This window comes from Mucilaginibacter phyllosphaerae, from assembly GCF_004378255.1.
GTDB lineage: Bacteria > Bacteroidota > Bacteroidia > Sphingobacteriales > Sphingobacteriaceae > Mucilaginibacter > Mucilaginibacter phyllosphaerae.
Window position 1 is genome coordinate 35575 of sequence record NZ_SNQG01000007.1, and the last position, 24172, is coordinate 59746.

The window sequence follows — 24172 nt, forward strand, 5'->3', positions numbered from 1 at the left end:
TTTTGACACGAAGTATCGCGTCTCTACGGCTTTGTTAATAACCTAACGTAAACCTTGCTTTAACGTGCTGGTTGTTCTCCAGTTCATTAAAAATGGCTACGGCTAAATCGGCTGTGCTGATCTCGCTTTTACCTTCCGCATCAAATACAGGGCTTTCGGTACCCAAACGGAACTGCGCGGTACGCTCGCCCGGGTGCAGGTTAATGGCAGGGCTCAAAAAGGTCCAGTCCAGTTCGGTCTCTGTGCGCAGGTAGGTCAGGTAATCGCGCGCGGCAGATGCACCGGGATAGTATTCTTTCGGGAAATGCGGTCCGTCTACTAGTTGCTTGCCGTCGATAAATAAACTGCCTGCGCCGCCTATGGTAATAAAACGCTTAACGCCGGCTTTTTTCACAGCCGCCTGTATGTTTTTAGATCCGTTAAGGAAATCATCATACAAATTGGGATTTGTCCACCCGGCATTAAAGGAGTTAATCACGGCATCATGGCCGGATAGTGCAGCTGCCAGGGCATCCACATCATTTACATCGGCAGCCACGGCGGTAACACCCGCTGCTTTTTCTACCTTATCTGTATTGCGGGCAATGGCGGTTATTTCGTATCCGCGCAATAAACCTTCTTTTACCAATTGTGGGCCTACAAAACCTGTGGCGCCAATTACTGCTACTTTCATTTTGTTGTTATTTATATGTAATTAATTTTGTTACAGTTTATACTAAAATTTTTTATTCGAATTTTTTGCAAAAGGCAGCCAGCGTAGTGTTGCCCAGCTTGTTTAGCATGGTTTGTTCAATATCCGCCTCCAGGGTATTTAAATGCGCATTAATTTGCCTGCCGATAGGGCAGGCGGGGTTAGGCTGGTTTTTGGCCTGGCCCAGTATAGCGCCGGATCTTACAGCCTGGTAAATGCCGGCCAGGCTGATGTCTGCAGCGGGCCTGTTTAAAAGGTAGCCCCCGTTTTTGCCCTGCTGGCTTTTAATAAGCCGGTGTTTGATAAGGTTGCTCAACTCTTTACGCACCAGCACAGGGTTTACATTAATGCTTCCCGCCATATAATCAGATGATAATACTTCGTCCGCAGTGCAAAGCAGTGTCATGATGTGCATCGCTATCGGGAATCTTCCGTTCATTTAATTAATTGTAATAATAAATATTACATTACAAATGTAGCCATTAAATTTTAATAAACAAGCTGTATGTGCCACCTGTATAAATATGAAACCATGCTGACAAAGCACCATGTTATTGTGCTAATTTTGTTTTAAACAAGTTTTTTAGCTTGCTTTGGTTAACAGCTATCTAATGTCGCCCATATGAAAACCTACCTCGTGCCTGTTGATTTTTCTGATGCTGCTTTAAACGCTGCAGATTTTGCTGCCCGCTTAAGCCACCAAACTGATGTAGCCACCATTGTGCTGATGAACGCTTATTATATATCGCCGTACGAAACCCTGCTGCCCAACCCGGATATGGTAATGCTGCGCGAAGAAGAAATTGAAGAAGAAGCTACAGAACGATTAAACCGGCTTAAAAACCTGAAAGCGGAGCTAAGTAAACAGGTGCGCGATGGTGTAACTATAAAAACGCGCTTAAACCGCTCGCATTTGTTACGCGCCGTAGTAGATGTGGTTGCCCTGGAAGAGATAGATATGGTGATCATAGGCAGTATTGGTAACAGCACCGTACGCGAAGGCGCCACCAACAAAATTGGCGACCATGTGATCAGGATATCTAAGGCCAGCCCGGCGCCGGTTTTGGTTATCCCGCCAGATTACCGCTACCGGCAGATCAGGGAGGCTGTTATTGCCTGCGATTTTAAGAAGGTAAAGGATAACATACCTATGGATATACTGCACAAGCTACTGGGCAAACAAACCATCAGGCTGCTGGTGCTAAATATTGACAGGGAGGGCAGGCATAACGGTAAAGACCCCGAAATGCTTGCACAGGAAAGCGCGCTGCACCTTATGCTGCAAAATTATCAAACCAGGTACTTTTATGAAAACTATGCGGATGTGCTAACCGGCATACTTGATTTTGCCCGCGACCAAAAGGCACAGCTGCTGATTGCGCTGCCGCATAACTACAGCTTTTTGCAATCGTTGCTGCATACCAGTATCTCGCAGCAGCTGGCTAAAAATTCAACTGTGCCGGTATTATTGTTAAAATAATATCCATTTATGTTAAATTTTAAGTTAATAGTTGTTGCAGCAGTGGTTTTTACGTTTATTTGCTGCGCTTTACCGCAATAATATTTATTAATGAGAGTACATTTTATAGCGATAGGGGGCAGTGCCATGCACAACCTGGCTATTGCTTTACATAAAAAGGGGGTTAACGTTAGCGGGTCAGACGATGTATTGTTTGAGCCTTCGTCTTCCCGGCTGGCAAAATATGGTATCCTGCCTGCACAGGAAGGGTGGTTCCCCGAAAAAATAACGACGGATGTTGATGCGGTTATTTTAGGCATGCATGCGCGCATAGATAACCCCGAATTGCTGAAGGCGCAGCAACTGGGCATCACCATCTATTCGTACCCCGATTATATTTACGAACAATCAAAAAACAAGCTGCGCGTAGTAATAGGCGGCAGCCACGGCAAAACCACCATTACCAGTATGATACTGCATGTTTTACAGCAGGCCGGTAAAAAGTTTGATTACCTGGTAGGCGCACAGCTGGAAGGTTTTGAAACCATGGTTGGCCTGAGCCATGACGCCCCGGTGATGATCATAGAGGGCGACGAATACCTGGCTTCACCGATTGATCGCAGGCCCAAATTCCATATTTATAAAGCGGATATCGGGGTAATAAGCGGTATCGCCTGGGATCATATCAACGTGTTCCCAACGTTTGATAATTACATAGATCAGTTTAAGATCTTTGCCAAAACCATACAGCCAAACGGCAGGCTGATCTACAGCGAAACAGACGATGTGCTGAACACCATGGTTAAAGGGCTTGCCATCGATATAGAAAAGCTGCCTTATAACCTGCCCGCATACAGCATAGATAACGGCATAACCACGGTGATAAGCGATGATCAAAAATACCCGCTGGAGGTTTTTGGCCGGCATAACCTGCTAAATATGCAGGCGGCCCGCCTGGTTTGCGAAGCCCTGGAAATCAGCACCGCCGATTTTTATCACTATATCACCACATTTAAAGGAGCGGCCCGCCGGTTAGAAGTGGTTGGCAAAAATGATACGGCCACCATTTTTAAGGATTTTGCGCATTCGCCGTCAAAACTTACGGCTACGATTGATGCCGTGAAGGCCCAGTTTCCGAACAGGCAGCTGGTAGCCTGTATAGAACTGCATACTTTTAGCAGCCTGAACAAAGATTTTTTGAATGAATATGCCGGTACAATGGATAAGGCCGATAAGGCAATTGTGTTTATTGACCTTAAAACATTCCAACAGAAAAAGATAGAGCCGTACCCCGCAGAAGCAGTAAAAAGTGCCTTTGCTAATAATAACCTGCTGTTTTTTAACGAATCGGCACAATTGCTTGATCATCTGGAAACCCTGAACATGCGTGATACAAATTTACTGATGATGAGTTCGGGCAATTTCGGGGGGATTAATTTAATCGGACTTAAAAATAATTTGTTATAAAATTTATTGATTATTAGTTTGTTATTAAAATTTTTTGTAACTTTATTAACTATTGAGAAACCTTACCTAATTAACGTAAAATGAAAACACTTGGAAAAAAGATCCGGTTATTACGCCACCAAAAAGGGTGGAGCCAGGAAGAAGTTGCTAAACGGTTAGATATTTCTATCCCGGCATTTTCAAAAATTGAAACCGGTATCACGGATATAAACCTTTCTCGCCTGGAGCAGATCGCCGTTTTATTCGAAATGTCTGTGGTTCAGCTGCTTACCTATAACGAAGGAGAGCAGGACCAGAAAATTGCCAGCGAACTGGAAAATGTTAACAAAAAGTTGATGGACCGCGAAACTGAGGTGATAGACCTGCAGAAGAAAGTTATTGAGCTTTTTGAGGAATTACGTCACAAAAAAGCTGCTACAGCTTAAATTTAATTAAGCCCGGATGATCTGATCTATCCGGGCTTATTAAATTTATACCGCATGGTTAAATGCTTTTTGCCGAATGTTGCGCCCACGGCTGCATGTATGGCAAGCATTTTTTCATTAAAATCTCCCACCCACGATAGCTCCAGTTCGTCGTAGCGTTTCAGCGGCAGCACATATTCTTTCAGTTTGATGAACAGGCAAGATTCCAGCCCGTGTTTCTGGTACTTTTGTTTGGTGCCCATCACAATTGCCCGCATGCGCGATACTCCCCGCCATTTACGATACAAAAACAGCAGTTTACCCCATAGGTTAAGCCTGCCATTCAAGGGTTTTATCATTTGGTTGGCATCTGGCAGTATCACAATAAAAGATGCCGGCTCGTTATCTACATAGGCAAACCATATCAGCTTTTCGTCCATTATGGCCTTCATTTTTTCCAGGCTTTGTAATATGGTGGTATGGGTTATGGGTACAAAGTTTTCAAAATCCTGCCAGGCATCGTTGTAAACAGCCATAAAATCGGCAGCAAATTTTTCTATCTGTGTACTTTTAAAATGGGCAAAGGTATAGCCCGGCTTGTTCATTACCCAGTTGGCAATTTTGGTAAACCGCTCAGAAAAAGGCTTATGTACATCCAGATGGTTGGTGATCTGTTCATACAGCGTTACAAAGCCGTAACCCTCAAAAAACAACCGGTAGTAGGGCGGGTTATAATTCATCCCGTAGGATGGTGGCGTAAAGCCTTCTACCAGTAAGCCCCAAAAATTATCATTCTCTCCAAAGTTTATAGGGCCGTCCATCGCCTGCATGCCGTTTTGCTGCAGCCAGGCCTTAGCGGTATCAAAAAGCAAAAAGGCGGCCTGCTTATCATTTACACACTCAAAAAAGCCGCAGCCGCCGGTGGGCTGTGCACCATGATCCGCCTTTTTATAGTTGATAAAGGCAGCTATGCGGCCAATTAACCGGCCGCTATGGCTGCGCAAAACCCAGCGTTTGGCCTTACCGTGGGTATAGAAGTTGTTTTTTGCCGGGTTAAATACAGCCTCTATATCATTATCTAAAGGGCAAACCCAGTTGCCGTCGTTTTCATAAATAATGCGGGCAACGTTTAAAAAGGCTTCCTGGTGTGCCCGAGTCTTAACTTCGGTAATTTCCATTCGGGTAGGGTAATGCTCATCACAAAAAAAGCACCCAGCGCCGGCTGAATGCTTTGAGTTTTATTGTTAGCTGCTTGTGTGCAGATCAGTCCTCGTCTTCATCGTCATAAGGGTCGTACGAGTCAAAGCCGCCCAGGTCGTCATCCAGGGGCATATCTTCGTTAAAATCATCGTCGTCATCGTCTGCTACCTTTTTGCCCGGAGTAGGATCATCGGCATCAAGATCATCATCCTCTTCATCGTTGATCTTTTTAGTAGAGTTATAAGGTTTTTTTGGAGCTGCCATTTTAATAAATGTTTATTCGTTAAAATTGATATCGGTTAACCTGATGTTGGGTGTTAGTTTTGCTGCGCTATAATCAGCGTTATTTACCAGTAAAAATAGTTAAAATCACTTTTAATTAAAATCATTTTAAAAATTATTCGCTCTGCTCGCCAATGGCCGAACTGTTGTCTGTAATTTCCTTTAGCTGTGGTAGTTCGGTAATATCGTTAATGCCAAAGTAATCCATAAACAGGCTGCTGGTGCCGTATAAAATGGGTTTACCTACCGTTTCCGATTTCCCCGTGATCGCAATGAGCTCTTTTTCCAGCAGTTTTTGTATCGAGTAATCGCAGTTCACCCCGCGTATCTGCTCCACATCTGTTTTGGTAACGGGTTGCTTATAGGCAATAATAGCCAGGGTTTCCAGCGCGGCCTGGCTCAGTTTCTTTTTAGATCGTTGCAGCTGCAGCAGGCTGATGGCGGCGTGGTATTTTTTTTTGGTAAGGAATTGGTAGCCGTTGTTGATCTTTACCACTTCAATCGCAAAAGCGTCATCCAGGTATTTTTGGGTGATGGTGTTTATCTGTTGGGTGATCTCGCCAATGGTGTAGTCGTGCTCAAAGGCGGCCTGCAGGCAATAGGCAATTTCTTCAGTGCGGATGCCCTGCTCAGATGCAAAAATAAGTGCCTCGATGTATTGCCCGATATTTTCCATGCGCTGCAAATATATCAGAAACCCCGAAAGATAAAAGCATAAAAACCCGCATTTAGCGCCGGTGTAAACCGCAGCACATACAAGGGCGGTTGAAGGGCGAAAAAAAGTGATTCAGGGGCGAAAAAAGGGCGCGTTTATTCCTTAAAATTCCCTCCTTTTTGCCGCCCCAGGGCGCTGTTTAATAATCTATCACCTGCTCTTCGATCTCGGCAGGGATCTCGCGCCAATCGTATTTTTGGGTACGCAGCTGTGGCTCAAAACCGGCCTCTTTAATAGAATCCTGAATGCCCTTTGCCGTGAAACGGTGGGGCGCCCCGGCAGCAGATACCACGTTCTCTTCTATCATGATAGACCCGAAATCGTTGGCGCCGGCGTGCAGGCAAAGCTGTGCTACCTGTTTGCCAACCGTTAGCCATGATGCCTGTATATTCTTAATATTTGGCAGCATAATGCGGCTCAGGGCTATCATACGCAGGTATTCGTCGCCGGTAACGTTGTTGGTAATGCCGCGTACTTTCTTCAGCAAGGTGCCGTCATCCTGAAACGGCCAGGGTATAAAGGCCACAAAACCGTGGTTACCCTCGGGCTTTTCGGCCTGTACCTCGCGGATCCAAACCAGGTGTTCAAAGCGTTCTTCAATGGTTTCTATGTGCCCAAACATCATTGTGGCCGATGTGGGCAGGTTTAACTGATGGGCTGCCCGCATCACATCCAGCCATTCTTTGCCGCCGCATTTACCCTTGGATATCAGGCGGCGTACACGGTCGTTCAGGATCTCGGCACCGGCACCGGGCAGCGAATCCAGGCCCGATTCCTGCATGGCTTTAAGTACCTCATAGTGGCTCATATGCTCCAGTTTTGCCACGTGGGCGATCTCCGGCGGGCCTAAAGAGTGCAGTTTAAGTTTGGGATACAGCTGTTTAAGCTCGCGAAACAGATCCGTATAAAACTGAAGGCCAAGATCGGGGTGGTGGCCGCCTTGTAATAAAAGCTGGTCGCCGCCATATTTAAATGTTTCTTCAATTTTCTTTTTATAGGTCTCTATATCAGTAATATAGGCTTCGTCATGCCCCGGCCTGCGAAAGAAATTGCAGAATTTACAATTGGCAATACAAACGTTGGTGGTGTTTACGTTACGGTCTATCTGCCAGGTAACTTTACCATGCGGCACCTGAATTTTACGCAGCTCGTTGGCTACATACATTAAATCGGCCGTAGAGGCATTATTGTAAAGGTAAACCCCTTCATCAATGCTCAAAAAATCAAACGCTAAAGCACGCTGTAACAGATCGGCTGTATTCATGCACAAATATACGCAGTAGGAGGGTAAAGGCGAAAGGTAAAAGGCGAAAGGTGTTGTTGGGGTGACAATGCCATCTGAATAGAAATTACAGGATTTAAAATTAGCCGAATGATTGGTATTCTGCACATTTCCTCAATTCTGTAAATTCTGATTTACACCACTTCCCCTTTATCCAGCCGTAAAACTTTATCCACACTATCCGGTATTTCATGTTGATAATGAGTAACATATATCAATGTTGCATCACTTATACTGCAAATAGCATCTACAATACTTTTAAAATGCTGCTGCTGATGGTCGTCTAATCCCTGGCAGGGCTCATCAAATATAAGCAAGGCAGGGTTCTTGATCAAAGCCCTGGCAAGCAGGCAAAGGCGTTGCGCACTGGCCGGGATGTTTTTTAATAAATGGCGGGCGTACTGATCTATCTCCAGAGCCTTCATCCAGTTCAGAGCTTGGTCGGCACGAGACTTAATGCTTGGCCTGAACAAGCCCAGCGTATCGTAAAAGCCACTTTCTATCACCTGCAGGCAAGAATTATCGGTAGGGAAGTACTGATAAAACTCGGGCGATACAAAGCCTATTTTGCTTTTAATATCCCAGATGCTTTCGCCGGTACCCCGCTTTTTATCAAATAATATAATATTATTGGCATAGGCCTGCGGGTTGTCGCCGTTTATTAAACTCAGCAGGGTTGATTTACCTGCCCCGTTTGGCCCAAGCAGCGCCCAGCGTTCACCGGGGTTTATTTGCCAATTTATGTTGTTAAGTATGGTTTTATCACCGTATTGGATGTGTACATCGCCCATGCTTACAATTTGTTTGTAATTATGGGCTGTTGTGAATGAATTTAGTAATCCGCTTAATGCCTCTTTATCTATTACTGGTTTATCGGCATGCTGTTGTTCAATAGTATTAAACTCCTGTTTAGTAAGTCTTTGCGTAATATTGCCATCATTTAATACCGCCACATGGGTAATGCAATCGGGTATTTCAAACGCTGACGTTGCCATAATAATGCTAATGCCCGATGCCGAGATCTCATTTAATAAAATATTAAAAGTTTGGCGTGTGGCTATGTCCAGGCCGGTCATGGGGTTATCCAGCAATAATATTAACGGATTTTTTAGCAGGGCGGCAGCTATCATCAGGCGTTTTGTTTCTCCGTTAGATAGTTTAATGGTTTGTTTATCGCAAAGCCCGGTTAAATTTAGGGCTGCTACAGTTCTGTCGTATGTCCAGTACAGGGGCTTATGCTCGTTGGCTTTTACAGATTGCAGATATTGGCTTACCGTAAGCGTATCTTCCGAATCGGATGAATTGTAGCGTTGCTGGTAGTAAAAATTAGAGGTGTTAGATAACGTTTTAAAATGATGCCTGGCACCGGCAAAGGCAATAAAACGATGAAAATTCACCGGTGTATTACCTGCCGGTTGCTGTACATCAGCCATGAAATGATAGGTGATATTGCCGCCGCTGATACTGATGTTACCTGCAATGGTTTGCAGTAAAACACTCTTGCCCGATCCGCTTTTCCCGGTAATAGCCCAGTTATCACCACTGTTTAAAGTGAAATTTAACTGTTTAAATATTTGTTGATTTATAAATTTTACGGCTATGTTATCAAGCTTTATTACAGGTATTTTCATCGGCCGTAAATTTACGCATACAGAAATAGATACACCTGCAAAAAATTAAATAGGTAACTCTGATTTTATATTCCTGATTGTTGTGGGATTTTTTTATTGTTTTTTTTTGAAATTAATGAAAATATAGAAAAACTATTTTTAGCTTTATAAAACCTATTTATGAGAACATCTTTTGAGTTGGTAACCAATTAAATTTTTTAGTTTTTAATTATTACCCCCAATTATTTGCTATGGAACTTTTATCAGTAGCTGTTGAATCCCTTATACCAATGAGTTTATTGGCTATTATTATTGTATTAATTGCTGTACAATTTTTACCGGTAGACCACACAGAGACGGAAGAATCTGATTCAAACCTATTATTATAATTTAAGGTCTGATTATTGTATAAAGATTTTTGTCATAAATCTTACGATAGTCTACCATGAAAAAACTTAACTTTTTATTTATCGCGCTGGCAATGGTTGCCCTTAGCGGATGCTCGGTTATAGGCGGAATTTTTAAAGCCGGCGCAGCTGTAGGTATTATAGCTGTTATTGTTGTTGTTCTTTTGATCATCTGGCTTATCTCTGCCTTCAGAGGAAGGTCATAACCCAATTTATATAAATGGCCCGTCTTATTAAATTAAGGCAGGCCATTTATGCTTATAATGCAACAAAGGGGAATTATTTTAAAAATGGCTCCCCTTAATATTAATTTCTCATATTAATATACTGCAGCGGCTGGCCAAAGTCTTCGGTACGGCAAAGGCTGATAACGGCTTGCAGGTCGTCTATTTTTTTAGCGGTAACACGCACCTGGTCATCCATAATGGCCGCCTGCACCTTAAGGTTACTGTCTTTTATTTTCTTTACAATTTTTTTAGCGGCCTCTTTATCAATACCTTCTTTTATTTTAATCTCTTTGCGTATCATGTTGCCAGATGCATACTGTTCCTTGCCAAAATCAAGCGCTTTAGGGTCAAGGTTTTGCTTAACCATGCGGCTGATGATAGAATCTGTAATGGCTTTAAGGCGCATATCATCTTCAGTAACAATCGTCACTTCGTTGGTTTTCTTATCCAGGTCTATCGTACTTTTTGAGCCGTTAAAATCGTAACGGTTTAATATTTCTTTTTTGGCAACGTTTATGGCATTATCCAAAGTTTGTCCGTCTATCTTGCTAACTATATCAAATGAAGGCATAATGTAGATTTTTGTAATAACACAAAGCTAATGTAAGATTTGCATAAGCTGTATATTTTACTGCCGAATATTAAACTTAATATTCAAAACATCTTTATATACAGATAAGTTAATATTAACTTAACAAATAAATGAGCAGTTTTGTTGCTATCGCAATATGGATACGAAGAACATTCCGTTAATAAATAGGGAGATAAGCTGGTTATACTTTAATGACAGGGTTTTACAGGAAGCTGCCGACCCAACCGTCCCCCTTATAGAAAGGATAAAGTTTTTGGCCATATTTTCGTCTAACCTTGATGAGTTTTATCGTGTAAGGGTAGCCACCTTAACCCGCCTGGCCAACCTTAACGAAAAGGCAAAGGAGATATTGGGCTATAACCCCAAGAAGATACTGAGCCAGATAAAAACTATTGTTGTAAAGCAGGAAAAGAAATTCCACAACCTTTACGAAAATATTATAGTAAAGCAGCTTGCCGAAGAAAAGATCTTTATTTTGAACGATAAGCAGCTTAACGTAACTCGCGGCGAGTTTGTGAAGGGCTTTTTTAGGGAGAAACTGCTATCTACCCTGGTACCTATTATGCTAGACGACAGCCTGCCGCTGCCCGAACTGCGCGACAGGGCCATCTATTTTTTTGTAAGGCTTACCAAAAATAAAAAATCGCGCTACGCGCTGATCGAGTTTCCGGATAACCTTTCGAGGTTTTTGGTATTGCCCGAAACCAATAACCTTAAATTTATCATCCTGCTGGATGATATCATCCGCTATAGCCTGGAAGATATCTTCTTTATTTTTGAGCACGATTCGATAGAAGCCTATTCCCTGCAGCTAACTCGGGATGCCGAACTTGACCTGGACAAAGAGGTGAGCGTTAAATTTGTAGATGCGCTTAGTAAAAGCCTGCAAAAACGCCGCAAGGGTAAACCCATGCGCTTACTTTATGATAGCGATATGCCGCTGGAAATGGTTAGTTACCTGGTTAAAAAAATGAAGATTGATAAAGGTAGCCTGATACCGGGTAACCGTTACCATAATTTCAAAAATTTCATTTCGTTCCCTAATGTTGGGCGGCCAGATCTGGAATACAAAAAAAATGCTGCACTGCCTGTAGCAAGCCTGTCATTTGGTAAAAGTTTGATGGGGATGATCGCTAAAAAAGATTTTTTGATCAGCACACCTTACCAATCTTTTGATTATGTTATCCATTTTTTACGCGAGGCAGCTATCGACCCAAAAGTTAAAGAGATCAGCATAACCGTTTATCGCCTTGCAGAAAACTCCAAGATCATCCACGCGCTGATCAACGCCGCCAAAAACGGAAAAAAAGTAAATTGCCTGGTTGAGTTGCGTGCCCGCTTTGATGAACAAAATAATATTTATTGGAGCAACAAGCTGGAAGAAGAAGGTGTAAACGTGCTTTACGGCATAGACGGTTACAAGGTGCACTCCAAAATTTGCCTGGTTACCCGCATGGAAAAAGGTAAGCCTATGCATTATGCCTGCCTGTCTACCGGTAACTTTAACGAAAAAACGGCAGGGATCTATGCCGACCATACCATCCTTACGGCAAACAAAAAGATAACGGTTGACCTGGTTGCGATATTTAGGGCGCTGAACAGAAATGTGCTGCCAAAAGGGTTAAAAACACTTATCGTATCGCCAATTGATTCGCGCCCGGCCATTTACAGGCTGATAGATAATGAGATTCGGATAGCTAAAACCGGTAAAAAGGCGTACATGATCTTTAAAATGAACAGCCTTGCCGATGAGCAAATCATCAACAAACTTTACCAGGCCAGCAACGCCGGCGTAAAAATTAAACTTATAGTGCGCGGTATGTGCTGCCTGATACCTGGCGTTAAAGGCTTTAGCGATAATATAGAAGTAATAAGTATTGTAGATAAATACCTGGAGCATGCACGCGTGCATATTTACGGCAACGGCGGCAAAGAATTGATTTACTTAACCAGCGCCGATTTTATGACCCGCAATATTGATAACAGGGTAGAGGTTGGTTTCCCGGTACTGGATGATGACCTGCGCCGCGAAGTGAGGGAAATTATCGAGATACAATTACAGGATAATACTAAGGCACGTGATATTACAGGCAATGCCGTAAACCGGTACCACAAAACCCAATCAGAATTGCTTACCCGTGCACAAATAGATATTTATACATACCTCAAAAATAAAAACTTAACAAATTGAGATACGCAGCCATTGATGTTGGATCTAACGCAGTAAGGTTACTGATAGCCGAGATAATAGAGAACAACGGTTCTATATCCTTTAAAAAGAATACGCTGATCCGTGTACCGGTTAGGCTTGGCGATGATGCATTTCTTAACAAACACATTTCTGAGAAAAAAACTACCGACCTGCTAAAATCCATGCAGGCATTTCGTAACCTGATGGATGTTTATAAGGTAGGCGATTATATGGCCTGTGCCACATCTGCCATGCGCGAGGCCGCCAACGGGCAGGAAGTGGTTGATAAAATTATGGCAGAAGCAAATATTGACCTGCAAATTGTACACGGCGAAACAGAAGCCAAGATCATTTATAACAGCCACGCCGAGATCAATATTGATAAAAGCAAAAATTACCTGTATATAGATGTAGGCGGGGGCAGTACAGAACTTTCGCTGTTTAGTAACGGCGAACTGCTGGCTTCGCAATCTTTTAACCTGGGTACCATCCGCATTCTGGATAATCAGGATAAAGACGAAACCTGGAATGAGATGAAAGATTTTATTCGTGAGCATACCAAAGGGCTTAAAAATATTTTTGGCATAGGCACTGGCGGTAACATTAACAAATTGTACAAGTTATCGCAGGAAAAAGATGGCGCAGCGTTGAGCTATATTAAACTTAGGGCACTTTATAACTACCTGGATTCGTTCTCTTTAAAAGATCGTATTAACGTTTTAGGCTTAAACCAGGATAGGGCCGACGTTATTATCCCCGCCTGCGAAATTTATTTAACCGTGCTAAAATGCGCAAACATTAAAAGTATTTATGTGCCTACGGTGGGTATGGTTGACGGAATCATCCAAACGCTGATCGAAAAGAACTATCAATCAGCCACATAAAATTATTTTAATAAATTTTTAATAATTCCGAAACAGTTATTATATTTGTATTGCCCGCTCAAAGGGCATGTTTTTCATAGGTAGATGTAGGGTCGAGTACGAGTTATTCGACCCTTTTTTGTGCCTGTAACTTTTATTCGCTTACTTTGTTACATATACCATGACTAAAAAGAAAATTGTAGTTGCCGTTACCGGTGCAAGCGGATCCATCTATGCCAAATTATTACTTGATAAATTGCAGCAACTGCAAAACCAGCTAACCGAAGTAGCCATTGTAATGAGCGATAATGCCAAGCAGGTTTGGGAGTTTGAACTTGATAACGCCGGCCACGGCAATTACCCTTTTAAAACCTACGCAAAAAACGATTTTATGGCGCCTTTTGCATCCGGCTCGGCTAAGTTTGATACGATGGTGGTGGTGCCATGCTCTATGGGTACTATGGGGCGCATTGCATCCGGCGTATCTGACGACCTGATCACCCGTGCCGCAGATGTGATATTAAAGGAACGCCGCAGGCTGATACTGGTTGCACGGGATACCCCCTTAAACCTTATCCATATCCGCAATATGCAAACCATTACAGAAGCAGGTGGGATCATTTGCCCGGCCATACCATCTTACTACAGCAAACCCAAAACCATCGAAGAACTGGCCATGACCGTAGTAAACCGTGTGATAGACCTGATAGGGCTGGATAATGAAAGTTATCGGTGGGAAGGTATTTAGTAAGAATTGCATTGTTGTGGAGTTGTTTTTTGTTATTCCTGTTTTTCCGGTTTACTTAACATCCATTTACAACTCGTAAGTAACCCCTTTCTCGGGCAGGGTAACCCGGTAGCCATCCTGCTCTAAAGCATCGGCCATAGCCTGCATGCTGGTAGCCTCGCCATGCACCAAATAAACGCCTTTAAGCTTGTTTGGGTGTTGCCCTTTAATGTTGTTTACCAGGTCCTCATGATCGCCGTGTGCGCTTAAAACATCGGTTTGTTTGATGGTGGCATAAACGGCCAGGTCGCGGTCTTTAATATGCACGATAGAATCGCCGCGTAACAGGCGATAACCTAAGGTGCCTTTAGCGCAGTAGCCTATAAACAATATGGTACAATAATAATTCTGAATATTGTAAAACAGGTGATCCTGAATGCGGCCGCCCTCCAGCATTCCTGCTGATGAAATAATAATGCAGGGCTCGTAATAATTGGATACCTGCCTGCTGTCTTTCAGAGTTTCTACATAGGTAAGATGCTCAAATTCAAATTCGTCGCCTTGTTTATTGTAAAATTCCTGTGCCTCGGCGTTTACCAGGTGGTGGTGTTTACGGTAAAGGCTGGTTGCACGGGCAGCCATAGGGCTATCCACAAAAACCTTTACAGGTGGTAGCAAACCCGCATTAAAGATCTTGTTCAGCGCAAAAACCAATGATTGTGTGCGGCCAATACTAAAAGCAGGGATGATCAAACGGCCCTGCTCAATCACACAAACCTTTTCTATTGTTTCTATCAGCGTTTCCTGTACAGTTTTCCCTTTACTATGCATCCGGCCGCCATAGGTAGATTCGGATACGATATAGTCAACCGGCGGGAGCGGTTCGGGGTCGTTAAGTACGGGGTAGTTCTTGCGGCCGATGTCGCCGGTAAAGGCAATAGATTTTTCTTCGCCGTTATCATTTATCTTTAGCACCGCGGCGGCGGCGCCAAGCAGGTGCCCTGCGGGTATAAAGGTAAGTTCGATATCACCCGTAATCCGGAACGGTTTATTATAACCAATAGTAACAAAGCGCTCCACGGTATCCATTACATGCTTTTGCAGGTACAAGGGTTGCGGGCCTCCGCCGCCATGTTTGTGCTTACGCCCCCGGCTCCGGCCTTTTTGTGCCTTGGCCAAAAATATATTTACAGAATCAAGCAACAGCAGTTCGGCCAGGTCGGCGGTTGGAGGGGTGCAGAGGATCTGCCCGTTAAAACCCAGGCGCACCAGCGTTGGCAGGTTGCCAGAATGATCTATGTGCGCATGGGTGAGGATAACCACATCTATTTCTTCCGGGCGAAAGCCAAAATCTTCGTTAACCTGTATGTTATGGTCTTTTTCGTAATCCAGCCCGCAGTCTATCAGTATTTTATATTGGCCTGCCTGTAGCAGGTGCATGCTGCCTGTAACCTGGCGGGCAGCGCCGTGTATAGTTAGTTTCATTTATATAGTTCGCAGGCGGTACAAGGTGATACGGCCTTATGCAATAATAACGATTAATCTTTTAAATATTCAGTGGCTTTAAAGCACTGTTCACGTTCACAGCGCGTGAACACCGTGAACAAACTTTAATATTTGATAATCAATTGATTAGTGAATGATAATAATTTAGATACAAAAATAAAAACTTTATTAAAATTATATTAAATTATTAATTGTCAGGCATTTATGTATAATTCAATTTCAGATAAATTTATAAGACGCTAAACCCTAACCCTGCGCTGTTTCAAACTGCAGCTGGCTTAGGTAGCGGTACAAACCCTGCTCGTTAGCTATCAATTCCTGGTGGCTGCCGGTTTCGATAATGTTACCTTTTTCCAGCACGATGATCTTATCTGCTTCGCGAATAGTTGATAAGCGGTGGGCAATGATGATCGATGTACGGCCTTTCATTAAAACCTCCAGGGCCTCCTGCACCAGGCGTTCAGATTCCGAATCAAGCGAGGATGTGGCTTCATCCAATATCAGTATAGCCGGGTTTTTAAGCAATGCCCTGGCAATAGCAATGCGCTGGCGCTGGCCACCGGATAGTTTTACACCACGTTCGCCTACAACGGTATCATAACCCTCGGGGAAGGAAGTGATGAACTGGTGAGCATTGGCTTTTTTGGCAGCAGCTATCACTTCATCTTTTGTGGCATCCAGCTTACCGTAAGCAATGTTCTCTAAAATGGTGCCGCCAAAAAGCAATACATCCTGCGGCACAATGGCCACCTGGTTGCGGATATCGGTTAAGGCATATTCGCCGGCATCCAGCCCGTCAAAATAAATACTCCCGCTTTGCGGATGGTAAAATTGCAGGATCAGCGCCGCCATGGTAGATTTACCAGAACCACTCGGCCCCACAATAGCTACTTTTTGGCCGGCGTTTGCAGTAAATGAAATACCCTTTAAAACCGTTAATTCAGCACGCGACGGGTAGGCGAAAACCACATTGTTAAACGCCAGGTTACCGCTTATTTTTTGTTTAATGGCATTATCTTCCGCATTGATGGAAACATCTTCACCTTTCTCGTCCAGAATTTCTAAAACACGTTCACTGGCGCCTACGGCTTTTTGCAGGTTGGCATAAAGCTCGGGAAAACTGCCCATTGCAGCGCCTACAAAAATGGAGTAAAGAATAAAGGTTGTTAAGCTACCCACCGAAAGTTCGTGATGATGTACCAGTATAGATCCGTACCATATAACGCCTACAATCGCCCCAAAAAGGCAAAAAACAATAAAAGATGCAAAGATGCCGCGGTACACCGCGCCCTTAACGGCTATTTTTACCACCTCGCGCAGGTTTTTGTTGTAACGCCCTGCCTCAAAGGCTTCGTTAACAAATGCCTTAACATTGGCTATGCCCTGCAGTGTTTCTTCGATAATTGTATTTGATTCGGCCAGTTTATCCTGCGCCTGTTTAGACAGGTTGCGAATAAACCTGCCAAAAAACACCGCTACCACAATCAAAACGGGCAGCATCAGCAACAGCGCTAAAGTTAGTTTAAACGATACGATAGTTAAAAGTGTGATACCGCCCACTAATAAAACCAGCTGCCTTATCATTTCGGCAAAAGTGGTGGTCATGGTATCTTGTATCTGCGACAGATCGGCAGATATACGGCTATTCAGTTCGCCAACCCTGCGGTTAGCAAAAAAATTCATAGGGAGGGTTACCAGTTTAAAATACGTATCCCGGCGGATATCTGCCAATGCTTTTTCTGCCACCTGTACAAACCAAACCACCCTGAAAAAGGATACAAACGCTTGCACAAATAAAATAGCAAATGCCAGGATGCCTATGGCATTGATAGTAGGAGGAAGGAAGGCATACTTTTGTTTACCCTGTGCTGCATCTATTAAAGCGCCGAGTAACGACGGAAAAGCCAGCCCGGTTAAACTGGAAGCAAATAGAAATATTAAACCTGCTATAAATTTACCCCGGTAAGGTTTAATGTACGAAATAAGTTTAGCTATACGCTTAACACTCTCCAGGTTTAATTTTGCCTTTGGTAATTCTGCCTCTGCCTTGCTGCCACTGTTCAATCTGCCTCTTGCCATATATAAAGTGCTCTGTTATCAACCTGCAAAAATAGGGTTTAATTGTTTTGTTTGATGGATGCAGATAAAATTGACGTTGATGTGTAATTTGTATAATGGCATAACTTGCGTCTGCAGAAAGAATAGCGATAATGTAATTTACAGGGAGGCGCAATGTATTGCGCCTTTACGTGGTAGAGAGGGTATTACTGAAAATCAATAATTACACTATCGCCAAGGTTTAGGCCCAGTAAACCGCTGGCATTACCTTTATTGATGGCTATCTCCAGATGATCGCTGATCCCAAACAGACAAAGTTTTTCTCCTTCGGGCACTTCGTTATAATGCCAGCTAAGGTGGGTAATGGTTTCATTGCGTTTAAAGTATAACACAAAACGGCGGCCCTGCTGCACCCGGTTAAAAAATTCCTTGGTAACGTTTGTGATCACATTCTGAAACGAATCGATATAGATCACGGCACCTTTGATGAGGTTCTTTTCAATCACCGGCTGCAGGTTCATTTTGTTCTCTACATTGCTTACGGGCAGGCCAATTTCTGCCAGGGTGCCGCCATTGGCCAGGTGGCAGGCGGCCTTCACAAAAATATCTGCCAGCGGGAAATGCAGAAACTTCAGATCCTGCATGATATTTATTTCCACAATCTCATCGGGCTCCTGGTCAAACATCAACGAGAATATGCCGTTATCGGCCCCAACAAAGTAATGGTTTTTGTACCTGATGGCCAGGTAGCGGGTGTACGTATTATACACAGTATCAATACCTATCAGGTGTACCGTATCATCCGGAAAGTAATAAAAGCTATTCTTTAAAATAAAGGCTGCCTGCTGCACATTAAAGGCCGCAACATTGTTAGTAATATCTACAATATTTACTGTGGGCAGCAATTTATAAATACTACCTTTAAGGGCAGCCTGATAAATATCTTTATCGCCCAGATCAGTAGTTAAAGTTATAATTGCCATTAATTTTGTAAATATTTATTGCTAATCTTGTAGTGTATTTAAAGGTGCAAATATTCAATTTTTAATTCATAAAAATTCGCAAACTGACAAAAATCAATTCCTATTGAACGAGCTAAAGTTATCAATTGAGCAAATAGACCCCGCCGTATTATGGGGCCCCAGCAACGATCATTTCGAGATCATCAAAAAGCAATTTCCTAAGCTTAAAATAGTTGCGCGTGGCAGCGATGTAAAAGTTTTGGGTGATGAGCACGAACTAACGGTTTTTCAGGAGAAGTTTGATCACCTGGTAAAACACGTAGAAAAATTCGACAATCTGAATGTAATTGATGTGGAGCGCATACTGGGCTCCAAACCGTCTGCCAAGCCTGCCGCAGCCGGCGAAGGCACCCCGGATAAATTTGCCAGCGGCGAAGTTTTGGTATTTGGCCCCAACGGTATTATGGTACGTGCCCGCACGCCAAACCAGCACCGTATGGTAGATAGTTTGGCTAAAAACGATATTCTTTTTGCCATTGGCCCTGCCGGTACAGGTAAAACCTACACGGCTGTTGCATTGGCTGTAAGAGCGTTAAAGAATAAAGAGATCAAACGGATCATCCTGACCCGACCGGCTGTAGAGGCTGGCGAGAACCTGGGATTTTTACCGGGCGACCTGAAAGAAAAGATAGACCCATACCTGCGCCCGTTATATGATGCGCTGGATGATATGATACCGGCCGAAAAACTAAAACTTTACCTGGAGAACCGCACCATAGAAATTGCCCCGCTGGCATTTATGCGCGGCCGTACGCTTGATAATTGCTTTGTGATTTTGGATGAGGCGCAAAATGCTACCGACATGCAGTTAAAGATGTTTTTAACACGTATGGGGCCATCGGCAAAATTTATTGTAACGGGTGATGTAACGCAGATAGATCTGCCGAAGAAACAGCAATCAGGCTTATATACCGCGTTGCGCATATTAACAGATATAAAAGGAATTGATATTGTGTACCTGAGCGGTGAAGATGTTGTGCGCCATAAACTGGTAAAACGCATCCTGGAAGCTTACGGGGATATACAATAGAGATTTGAGATGTTAGATTTGAGATTTGAGATGTTATCTTAAACTTATGTTTAACTTATAAGAGTTTAGATGTGAGGCTTGGGAGAGATTAATTTGTTTGGTCTCATATCTCAAATCTCACATCTCACATCTAATCCACAATGAACGCAATAAAAGAAACACATTTTAATTTTGAGGGGCAAACCAATTATTATAAAGGTAAGGTCCGTGATGTTTATACGATAAAAGATAAATACCTGGCCATGGTAGTTACCGACCGGATCTCGGCCTTTGATGTGGTACTGCCGGAAGCCATCCCTTTTAAAGGGCAGGTATTAAACCAAATAGCCGCTAAGTTTTTACAGGCCACGGCAGATATTGTACCTAACTGGGTAATTACCGTACCCGACCCCAGTGTTACTATTGGCCGCATTTGCGAGCCGTTTAAGGTAGAAATGGTGATACGTGGCTATCTTGCAGGCCATGCTGCGCGCGAGTATGCTTTAGGTAAGCGCCAGGTATGCGGTGTAAGCTTACCCGAAGGATTGAAAGAGAACGATATTTTACCTGAGCCCATCATCACCCCAACAACAAAAGCATCGGTAGGGCATGATGAGGATATATCCCGTGAGGGGATCCTGAAACAGGGCATTGTAAGCGAAGCGGATTACGTTCAGCTGGAAAACTATACCCGCCAGTTGTTTAAACGCGGTACAGAGATAGCCGCCAAACAAGGCCTTATTTTAGTAGATACCAAGTATGAATTTGGCAAAGTTGGCGATACCATTTACCTGATAGATGAGATCCATACACCCGATTCATCAAGATATTTTTATAGCGAAGGTTATGCACAACGCCAGGCAAATGGCGAGGCGCAAAAGCAACTCTCTAAGGAATTTGTTAGAAAATGGCTGATCGAGAACGGCTTTCAGGGTAAGGACGGGCAGCAGGTGCCTGTGATGACCCCGGCAATAGTAAGTTCAATATCCGAGCGCTATATTGAACTGTATGAGCAAATTACCGGCGAAAGCTTTGTTAAGCCCGGCCAGGAAAATGCTGCAAACAGGGTAGAAACTGCGATAAATAATGCATTAGCCGCTATGGAAGTTCTTTAATTAAAGACAAATTAATTATATATTAGCTTTTTAATTATAACAAAATGAAATTTACGGTTGACAAGCACGAGAAATACATCCTCATTAAGCTTAACGAATCCAAATTAAATTCGCTGGTTACGCCGCAGCTGAAATCTGAATTGATACTGATCAATACAGAAGGGCAGCGTAACATCATCCTTGATCTTTCGCAAATAAAGTTTGCAGACTCATCCGGCTTAAGCAGTTTACTGGTAGGCCACCGTTTATGCAAAAGCGCAGAAGGTTCATTTATACTTTGCGGCCTGAATGAAGCTGTATCGCGCTTAATAACTATATCACAGTTAGATAACGTTCTTTCTATTGTACCTACCTGCGAAGAGGGTATCGACCTGATCTTTATGGAAGAGATTGAAAAAGAACTGAAGAGAGAAATTAGATAATAAGCTGTTTACCCGGTATGAAATTCGAAGTTACAATACTGGGCAGCAGCTCTGCAACACCTATATTTAACAGAAACCCCACTGCGCAGGTACTCAATATAAACGAAAAGCTTTATTTGGTAGACTGCGCCGAAGGCACACAGCAACAAATGCTGAGGTTTGATGTTAAAGCCAGCCGTATTGATTATATTTTCATCAGCCACCTGCACGGCGACCATTATCTTGGCCTGGTTGGCCTGTTATCATCCATGCACCTTAACGGGCGCAAAAAAGCACTTAAAATTTTCGGGCCTGCACCACTAAAAGAGATCATTGACCTGCAGCTAAAATATTCGGAAACTACGCTTAATTATCCGCTTGAATATGTTTTTACAGATGCCACAGTAAAAGGCGTGATACTGGAAAACCAGGATGTTTATGTAGAAACCATACCGCTGGATCATCGCATACCCTGCACGGGGTTTCTGTTTCGCCAAAAAAAGCGTTTAAACAAGCTTATTAAAGAGCGTATAGAAGAACTGGCTATCCCGGTTCAATACTACCCTGCAATTAAAAAAGGGAACGATTATGAAGCGCCCGATGGCACTATTTATAAAAACGATACCTTAACCATTGCAGCAGAACAACCCAGATCATACGCTTACGTATCTGATACGCTTTATACAGAAAAATATCTGCAGCAAATAACCAATGCTACCTTATTATATCACGAGGCTACCTTTTTGCATGATATGCTGGATAGGGCCAATCAAACACACCATACTACTGCTTTACAGGCAGGAGAGGTGGCCGTTAGGGTAAATGCAGATAAACTCATCATCGGCCATTTTTCGGCACGGTACAAAACCCTTAATGAGCTTTTAGATGAAGCAAAAAACGTTTTCCCGAATACAGAACTTGCTGTAGAAGGAAAAACGTTTGTAATTAGCGAGTAGAGATTAGTTAACCTCTATTCACCTGATCTCTGATTATTAACCTCTGATCTCTAAAATCAATCTCCTTTTTTACCGAATACAGAGAAATGTACATAGCGGCTTGGATGTGCCTTAATATCCAGGAACAGGTTGTTTAAATTACCTGATGCTGCATTCAAATTATCGTACATTTTGGTATCGTTCATCAATAAACCAAGCGAACCTTGTGTACTGTTTATTTTTGCCATAGTGGCCTGTAAATCTGCAGTAGCTTTGTTGGCGTTTTCCATTGTTTGCTTAATGTTTGAATTAGCCAGGTCATTGCTAAAGCGTTCAAAGTTTTCGGATATGCCGTTAAGTTTGGCGGTACTTGTTCTTAAGTTGCCGGATACGGCTTCGGCATTGGTCATGATACCGTTAATATGGGTGCTTTGCGCACCAACAATAGCATCTATTTTTTTAGTAGTGCTTTCTAACGTTTGCAGCGAATTAGCAATGCTGGCAAAACTCCTGTCCACATTTTTCTGGAAGGTTGGGTTCATGATCTTATTGATAGCACCTAATGCAGAATCTACCTTAGTTATCAGCACTTCTGCTTTTCTTTGAATAGGTTGCAGGCTTTCTGCAAGGCTGCCCTGTATATCGGCGCGCAGGGTATCCTGGTCGTCGGCATATTTCATGCTGTTACCTAACTCAAATACAACAGCTTTGCCGCCTAAAAGGTCGGTACTTTCTAATTTAGCCAAAGTGTTATCAGGTACGTTATACTTTTTATCAACTTTAAATTCTACAATGGTACGGCCGTCGCCCTGTAATTGCATTTTAGAGATGCGGCCGATCTGAAAACCGTTTACAAGCACCGGCTTGGAAACGGTTAAGCCCTCTACGCTGCCATAGATAGCATAAAATTTATTTGAACCGGAAAAAACGTCGTTACCTTTTAAAAAGCTGTAGCCTAATACCAGTATAGTTATCGCTACTGCAGTGAGCGCGCCGATCTTTGTTTCGTTAGAAATTTTCATATAAGCAGATAAAGTTTAATTTTAATTTACGGTAGTTTGTTCTATTTGGTTCCTGTATTTTAATATTGCCCGTACTATCGAGTTTACGATCTCATTTTGCCCTGTTTCTGAGTTTAGATATTCTTCATCATCCGGGTTGTTAATGTAACCTGTTTCTACCAGTACAGATGGCATTGCGCTGTGGCAAAGTACATAAATGCCCTGTTCTCTTAAGCCTTCGCTACGTCTGCCGTCAGTCTGAACAATCTCATCGCTAATTAAGTTTGCCATTTTTACACTTTGTTTACGAAATTTACGCATGTAGGCATCCGTAAGTATAATAACTACCGGGTCGTTGGGGTCTAATGCGTCCCCATCTAAACCGGCATCACCCTCAATCTGGTTGTTTTTGATCGCGTTTTGTTCCTCGCGCGAGCGGTGCAAGCCATATACCAGCATCAGCGCACCCTTGCCCGATCGATCGGCCACACGGGCAGATCTGTAAACAGGCTTACCGCGCCTGGTGCCAACACGCTCGCGCACCACCCTGTCTGGTAACGAATTACAATGGATAGATATAAAAAGGTTGCCTTTATTCTGATTGGCTATTTGTGCCCTCCTTTCAAAAGATACATCCTCTTCGGTAGTGCGGGTTAATACGGCCTTTACGCCTTCCACATCTTTTTCAATCGCTTTCTGCAATTTTAATGCAATAGCAAGCGTTACATTCCTTTCAGACGAAAACGAGCCACTGGCCCCGCGCGAATAATGGCCCGGAGGGGCGTTATCAGGCTTTACACCGTGGCCTGCATCAATAATAACAGTACGTAGTTTAAAGCTGTTTGTAATAGTGTCATTTAAGTTATTTGTTTTAGCGATTGCCGCTTTAAATGAAAAAAATGAAGAGCAAATGAGGAGGGTTAACGAAGCAAAAAACGGTCGTTTCAACCTGTTCAATAGTTTATTTTTCATTATGTTTGAGGGCTGTTAACTGTATCTGCAAAAATA

General features: G+C 43.1%; 24 protein-coding genes. 11 read left to right on the forward strand and 13 right to left on the reverse strand.

Annotated elements, in window-relative coordinates:
- Positions 1 to 34 precede the first annotated feature (34 nt).
- On the reverse strand, positions 35 to 673 hold the full coding sequence (locus tag E2R65_RS17300) for an NAD(P)-dependent oxidoreductase (RefSeq protein ID WP_134337750.1): 639 nt from the start codon (positions 671 to 673) through the stop codon (positions 35 to 37).
- Between the two features lie 52 nt (positions 674 to 725).
- Positions 726 to 1130 carry an Rrf2 family transcriptional regulator gene (locus E2R65_RS17305; protein ID WP_134337751.1) on the reverse strand — a complete coding sequence of 135 codons (405 nt, stop codon included), beginning with the start codon at positions 1128 to 1130 and terminating at the stop codon, positions 726 to 728.
- 183 nt (positions 1131 to 1313) lie between these two features.
- On the opposite strand from E2R65_RS17305, the gene E2R65_RS17310 reads away from it, so the two are divergent.
- The 3 genes from E2R65_RS17310 to E2R65_RS17320 all read left to right on the forward strand — a co-directional run bounded on the left by E2R65_RS17310 (position 1314) and on the right by E2R65_RS17320 (position 4042).
- A complete protein-coding gene (locus E2R65_RS17310) occupies positions 1314 to 2171 on the forward strand; it encodes a universal stress protein (protein WP_134337752.1) in 858 nt (285 codons plus the stop codon).
- A 90-nt stretch (positions 2172 to 2261) separates the two neighbouring features.
- The gene (locus E2R65_RS17315) at positions 2262 to 3617 is read left to right on the forward strand and encodes a UDP-N-acetylmuramate--L-alanine ligase (protein WP_134337753.1); all 1356 of its coding nucleotides are present in this window, start codon (positions 2262 to 2264) and stop codon (positions 3615 to 3617) included.
- A gap of 80 nt (positions 3618 to 3697) precedes the next feature.
- Positions 3698 to 4042 (forward strand): helix-turn-helix domain-containing protein, encoded by a 345-nt coding sequence (locus E2R65_RS17320; RefSeq protein WP_134337754.1) that lies wholly within the window; start codon positions 3698 to 3700, stop codon positions 4040 to 4042.
- 26 nt (positions 4043 to 4068) lie between these two features.
- Here the strand turns inward: E2R65_RS17320 and E2R65_RS17325 are convergent, their stop codons facing one another.
- The 5 genes from E2R65_RS17325 to E2R65_RS17345 all read right to left on the reverse strand — a co-directional run bounded on the left by E2R65_RS17325 (position 4069) and on the right by E2R65_RS17345 (position 9131).
- On the reverse strand, positions 4069 to 5199 hold the full coding sequence (locus E2R65_RS17325) for a GNAT family N-acetyltransferase (RefSeq protein ID WP_134337755.1): 1131 nt from the start codon (positions 5197 to 5199) through the stop codon (positions 4069 to 4071).
- An 85-nt stretch (positions 5200 to 5284) separates the two neighbouring features.
- A complete protein-coding gene (locus tag E2R65_RS17330; RefSeq protein ID WP_134337756.1) occupies positions 5285 to 5485 on the reverse strand; it encodes a hypothetical protein in 201 nt (66 codons plus the stop codon).
- 133 nt (positions 5486 to 5618) lie between these two features.
- Entirely contained in the window at positions 5619 to 6179 is a 561-nt protein-coding gene (gene scpB, locus E2R65_RS17335) for an SMC-Scp complex subunit ScpB (protein ID WP_134337757.1), read from the reverse strand.
- A 178-nt stretch (positions 6180 to 6357) separates the two neighbouring features.
- Positions 6358 to 7482, reverse strand: coding sequence for a cyclic dehypoxanthinyl futalosine synthase (mqnC, locus tag E2R65_RS17340; protein WP_134337758.1), 1125 nt, complete (start codon positions 7480 to 7482; stop codon positions 6358 to 6360).
- 152 nt (positions 7483 to 7634) lie between these two features.
- Positions 7635 to 9131 (reverse strand): ATP-binding cassette domain-containing protein, encoded by a 1497-nt coding sequence (locus E2R65_RS17345; RefSeq protein ID WP_134337759.1) that lies wholly within the window; start codon positions 9129 to 9131, stop codon positions 7635 to 7637.
- 424 nt (positions 9132 to 9555) lie between these two features.
- On the opposite strand from E2R65_RS17345, the gene E2R65_RS17350 reads away from it, so the two are divergent.
- Positions 9556 to 9723, forward strand: coding sequence for a lipoprotein (locus E2R65_RS17350; RefSeq protein ID WP_134337760.1), 168 nt, complete (start codon positions 9556 to 9558; stop codon positions 9721 to 9723).
- 100 nt (positions 9724 to 9823) lie between these two features.
- Here E2R65_RS17350 and E2R65_RS17355 read toward each other — a convergent pair whose 3' ends face one another.
- A complete protein-coding gene (locus E2R65_RS17355) occupies positions 9824 to 10315 on the reverse strand; it encodes a YajQ family cyclic di-GMP-binding protein (protein WP_134337761.1) in 492 nt (163 codons plus the stop codon).
- Positions 10316 to 10472: 157 nt separating this feature from the next.
- On the opposite strand from E2R65_RS17355, the gene ppk1 reads away from it, so the two are divergent.
- From ppk1 to E2R65_RS17370, 3 genes are all read left to right on the forward strand, one after another.
- On the forward strand, positions 10473 to 12527 hold the full coding sequence (ppk1, locus tag E2R65_RS17360; protein ID WP_134337762.1) for a polyphosphate kinase 1: 2055 nt from the start codon (positions 10473 to 10475) through the stop codon (positions 12525 to 12527).
- Positions 12524 to 13411, forward strand: a complete 888-nt coding sequence (locus tag E2R65_RS17365; protein ID WP_134337763.1) for a Ppx/GppA phosphatase family protein — start codon at positions 12524 to 12526, stop codon at positions 13409 to 13411. Before ppk1 ends, E2R65_RS17365 begins: the two co-directional genes overlap by 4 nt.
- A 160-nt stretch (positions 13412 to 13571) precedes the next feature.
- Entirely contained in the window at positions 13572 to 14138 is a 567-nt protein-coding gene (locus tag E2R65_RS17370) for a UbiX family flavin prenyltransferase (protein WP_134337764.1), read from the forward strand.
- Positions 14139 to 14204: 66 nt separating this feature from the next.
- On the opposite strand, the gene E2R65_RS17375 is transcribed toward E2R65_RS17370, so the two are convergent.
- The 3 genes from E2R65_RS17375 to E2R65_RS17385 all read right to left on the reverse strand — a co-directional run bounded on the left by E2R65_RS17375 (position 14205) and on the right by E2R65_RS17385 (position 18664).
- Entirely contained in the window at positions 14205 to 15602 is a 1398-nt protein-coding gene (locus E2R65_RS17375) for an MBL fold metallo-hydrolase (RefSeq protein WP_134337765.1), read from the reverse strand.
- 267 nt (positions 15603 to 15869) lie between these two features.
- Positions 15870 to 17702: an ABC transporter ATP-binding protein gene (locus E2R65_RS17380; RefSeq protein WP_134337766.1), complete on the reverse strand. Its 1833-nt coding sequence runs from the start codon at positions 17700 to 17702 to the stop codon at positions 15870 to 15872.
- A gap of 185 nt (positions 17703 to 17887) precedes the next feature.
- A complete protein-coding gene (locus tag E2R65_RS17385) occupies positions 17888 to 18664 on the reverse strand; it encodes an SAM hydrolase/SAM-dependent halogenase family protein (RefSeq protein ID WP_134337767.1) in 777 nt (258 codons plus the stop codon).
- A 103-nt stretch (positions 18665 to 18767) separates the two neighbouring features.
- On the opposite strand from E2R65_RS17385, the gene E2R65_RS17390 reads away from it, so the two are divergent.
- The 4 genes from E2R65_RS17390 to E2R65_RS17405 all read left to right on the forward strand — a co-directional run bounded on the left by E2R65_RS17390 (position 18768) and on the right by E2R65_RS17405 (position 22184).
- Positions 18768 to 19733, forward strand: a complete 966-nt coding sequence (locus tag E2R65_RS17390) for a PhoH family protein (RefSeq protein WP_134337768.1) — start codon at positions 18768 to 18770, stop codon at positions 19731 to 19733.
- Between the two features lie 140 nt (positions 19734 to 19873).
- Positions 19874 to 20827, forward strand: coding sequence for a phosphoribosylaminoimidazolesuccinocarboxamide synthase (locus E2R65_RS17395; RefSeq protein ID WP_134337769.1), 954 nt, complete (start codon positions 19874 to 19876; stop codon positions 20825 to 20827).
- Between the two features lie 44 nt (positions 20828 to 20871).
- The gene (locus E2R65_RS17400) at positions 20872 to 21249 is read left to right on the forward strand and encodes an STAS domain-containing protein (RefSeq protein WP_134337770.1); all 378 of its coding nucleotides are present in this window, start codon (positions 20872 to 20874) and stop codon (positions 21247 to 21249) included.
- A 17-nt stretch (positions 21250 to 21266) separates the two neighbouring features.
- Entirely contained in the window at positions 21267 to 22184 is a 918-nt protein-coding gene (locus E2R65_RS17405) for a ribonuclease Z (RefSeq protein ID WP_134337771.1), read from the forward strand.
- A gap of 56 nt (positions 22185 to 22240) precedes the next feature.
- On the opposite strand, the gene E2R65_RS17410 is transcribed toward E2R65_RS17405, so the two are convergent.
- Together E2R65_RS17410 and E2R65_RS17415 are read right to left on the reverse strand one after the other, a co-directional pair.
- Positions 22241 to 23185: an MlaD family protein gene (locus E2R65_RS17410; RefSeq protein WP_134337772.1), complete on the reverse strand. Its 945-nt coding sequence runs from the start codon at positions 23183 to 23185 to the stop codon at positions 22241 to 22243.
- A gap of 21 nt (positions 23186 to 23206) precedes the next feature.
- Entirely contained in the window at positions 23207 to 24136 is a 930-nt protein-coding gene (locus tag E2R65_RS17415; protein ID WP_134337773.1) for an N-acetylmuramoyl-L-alanine amidase family protein, read from the reverse strand.
- Positions 24137 to 24172: the final 36 nt, after the last annotated feature.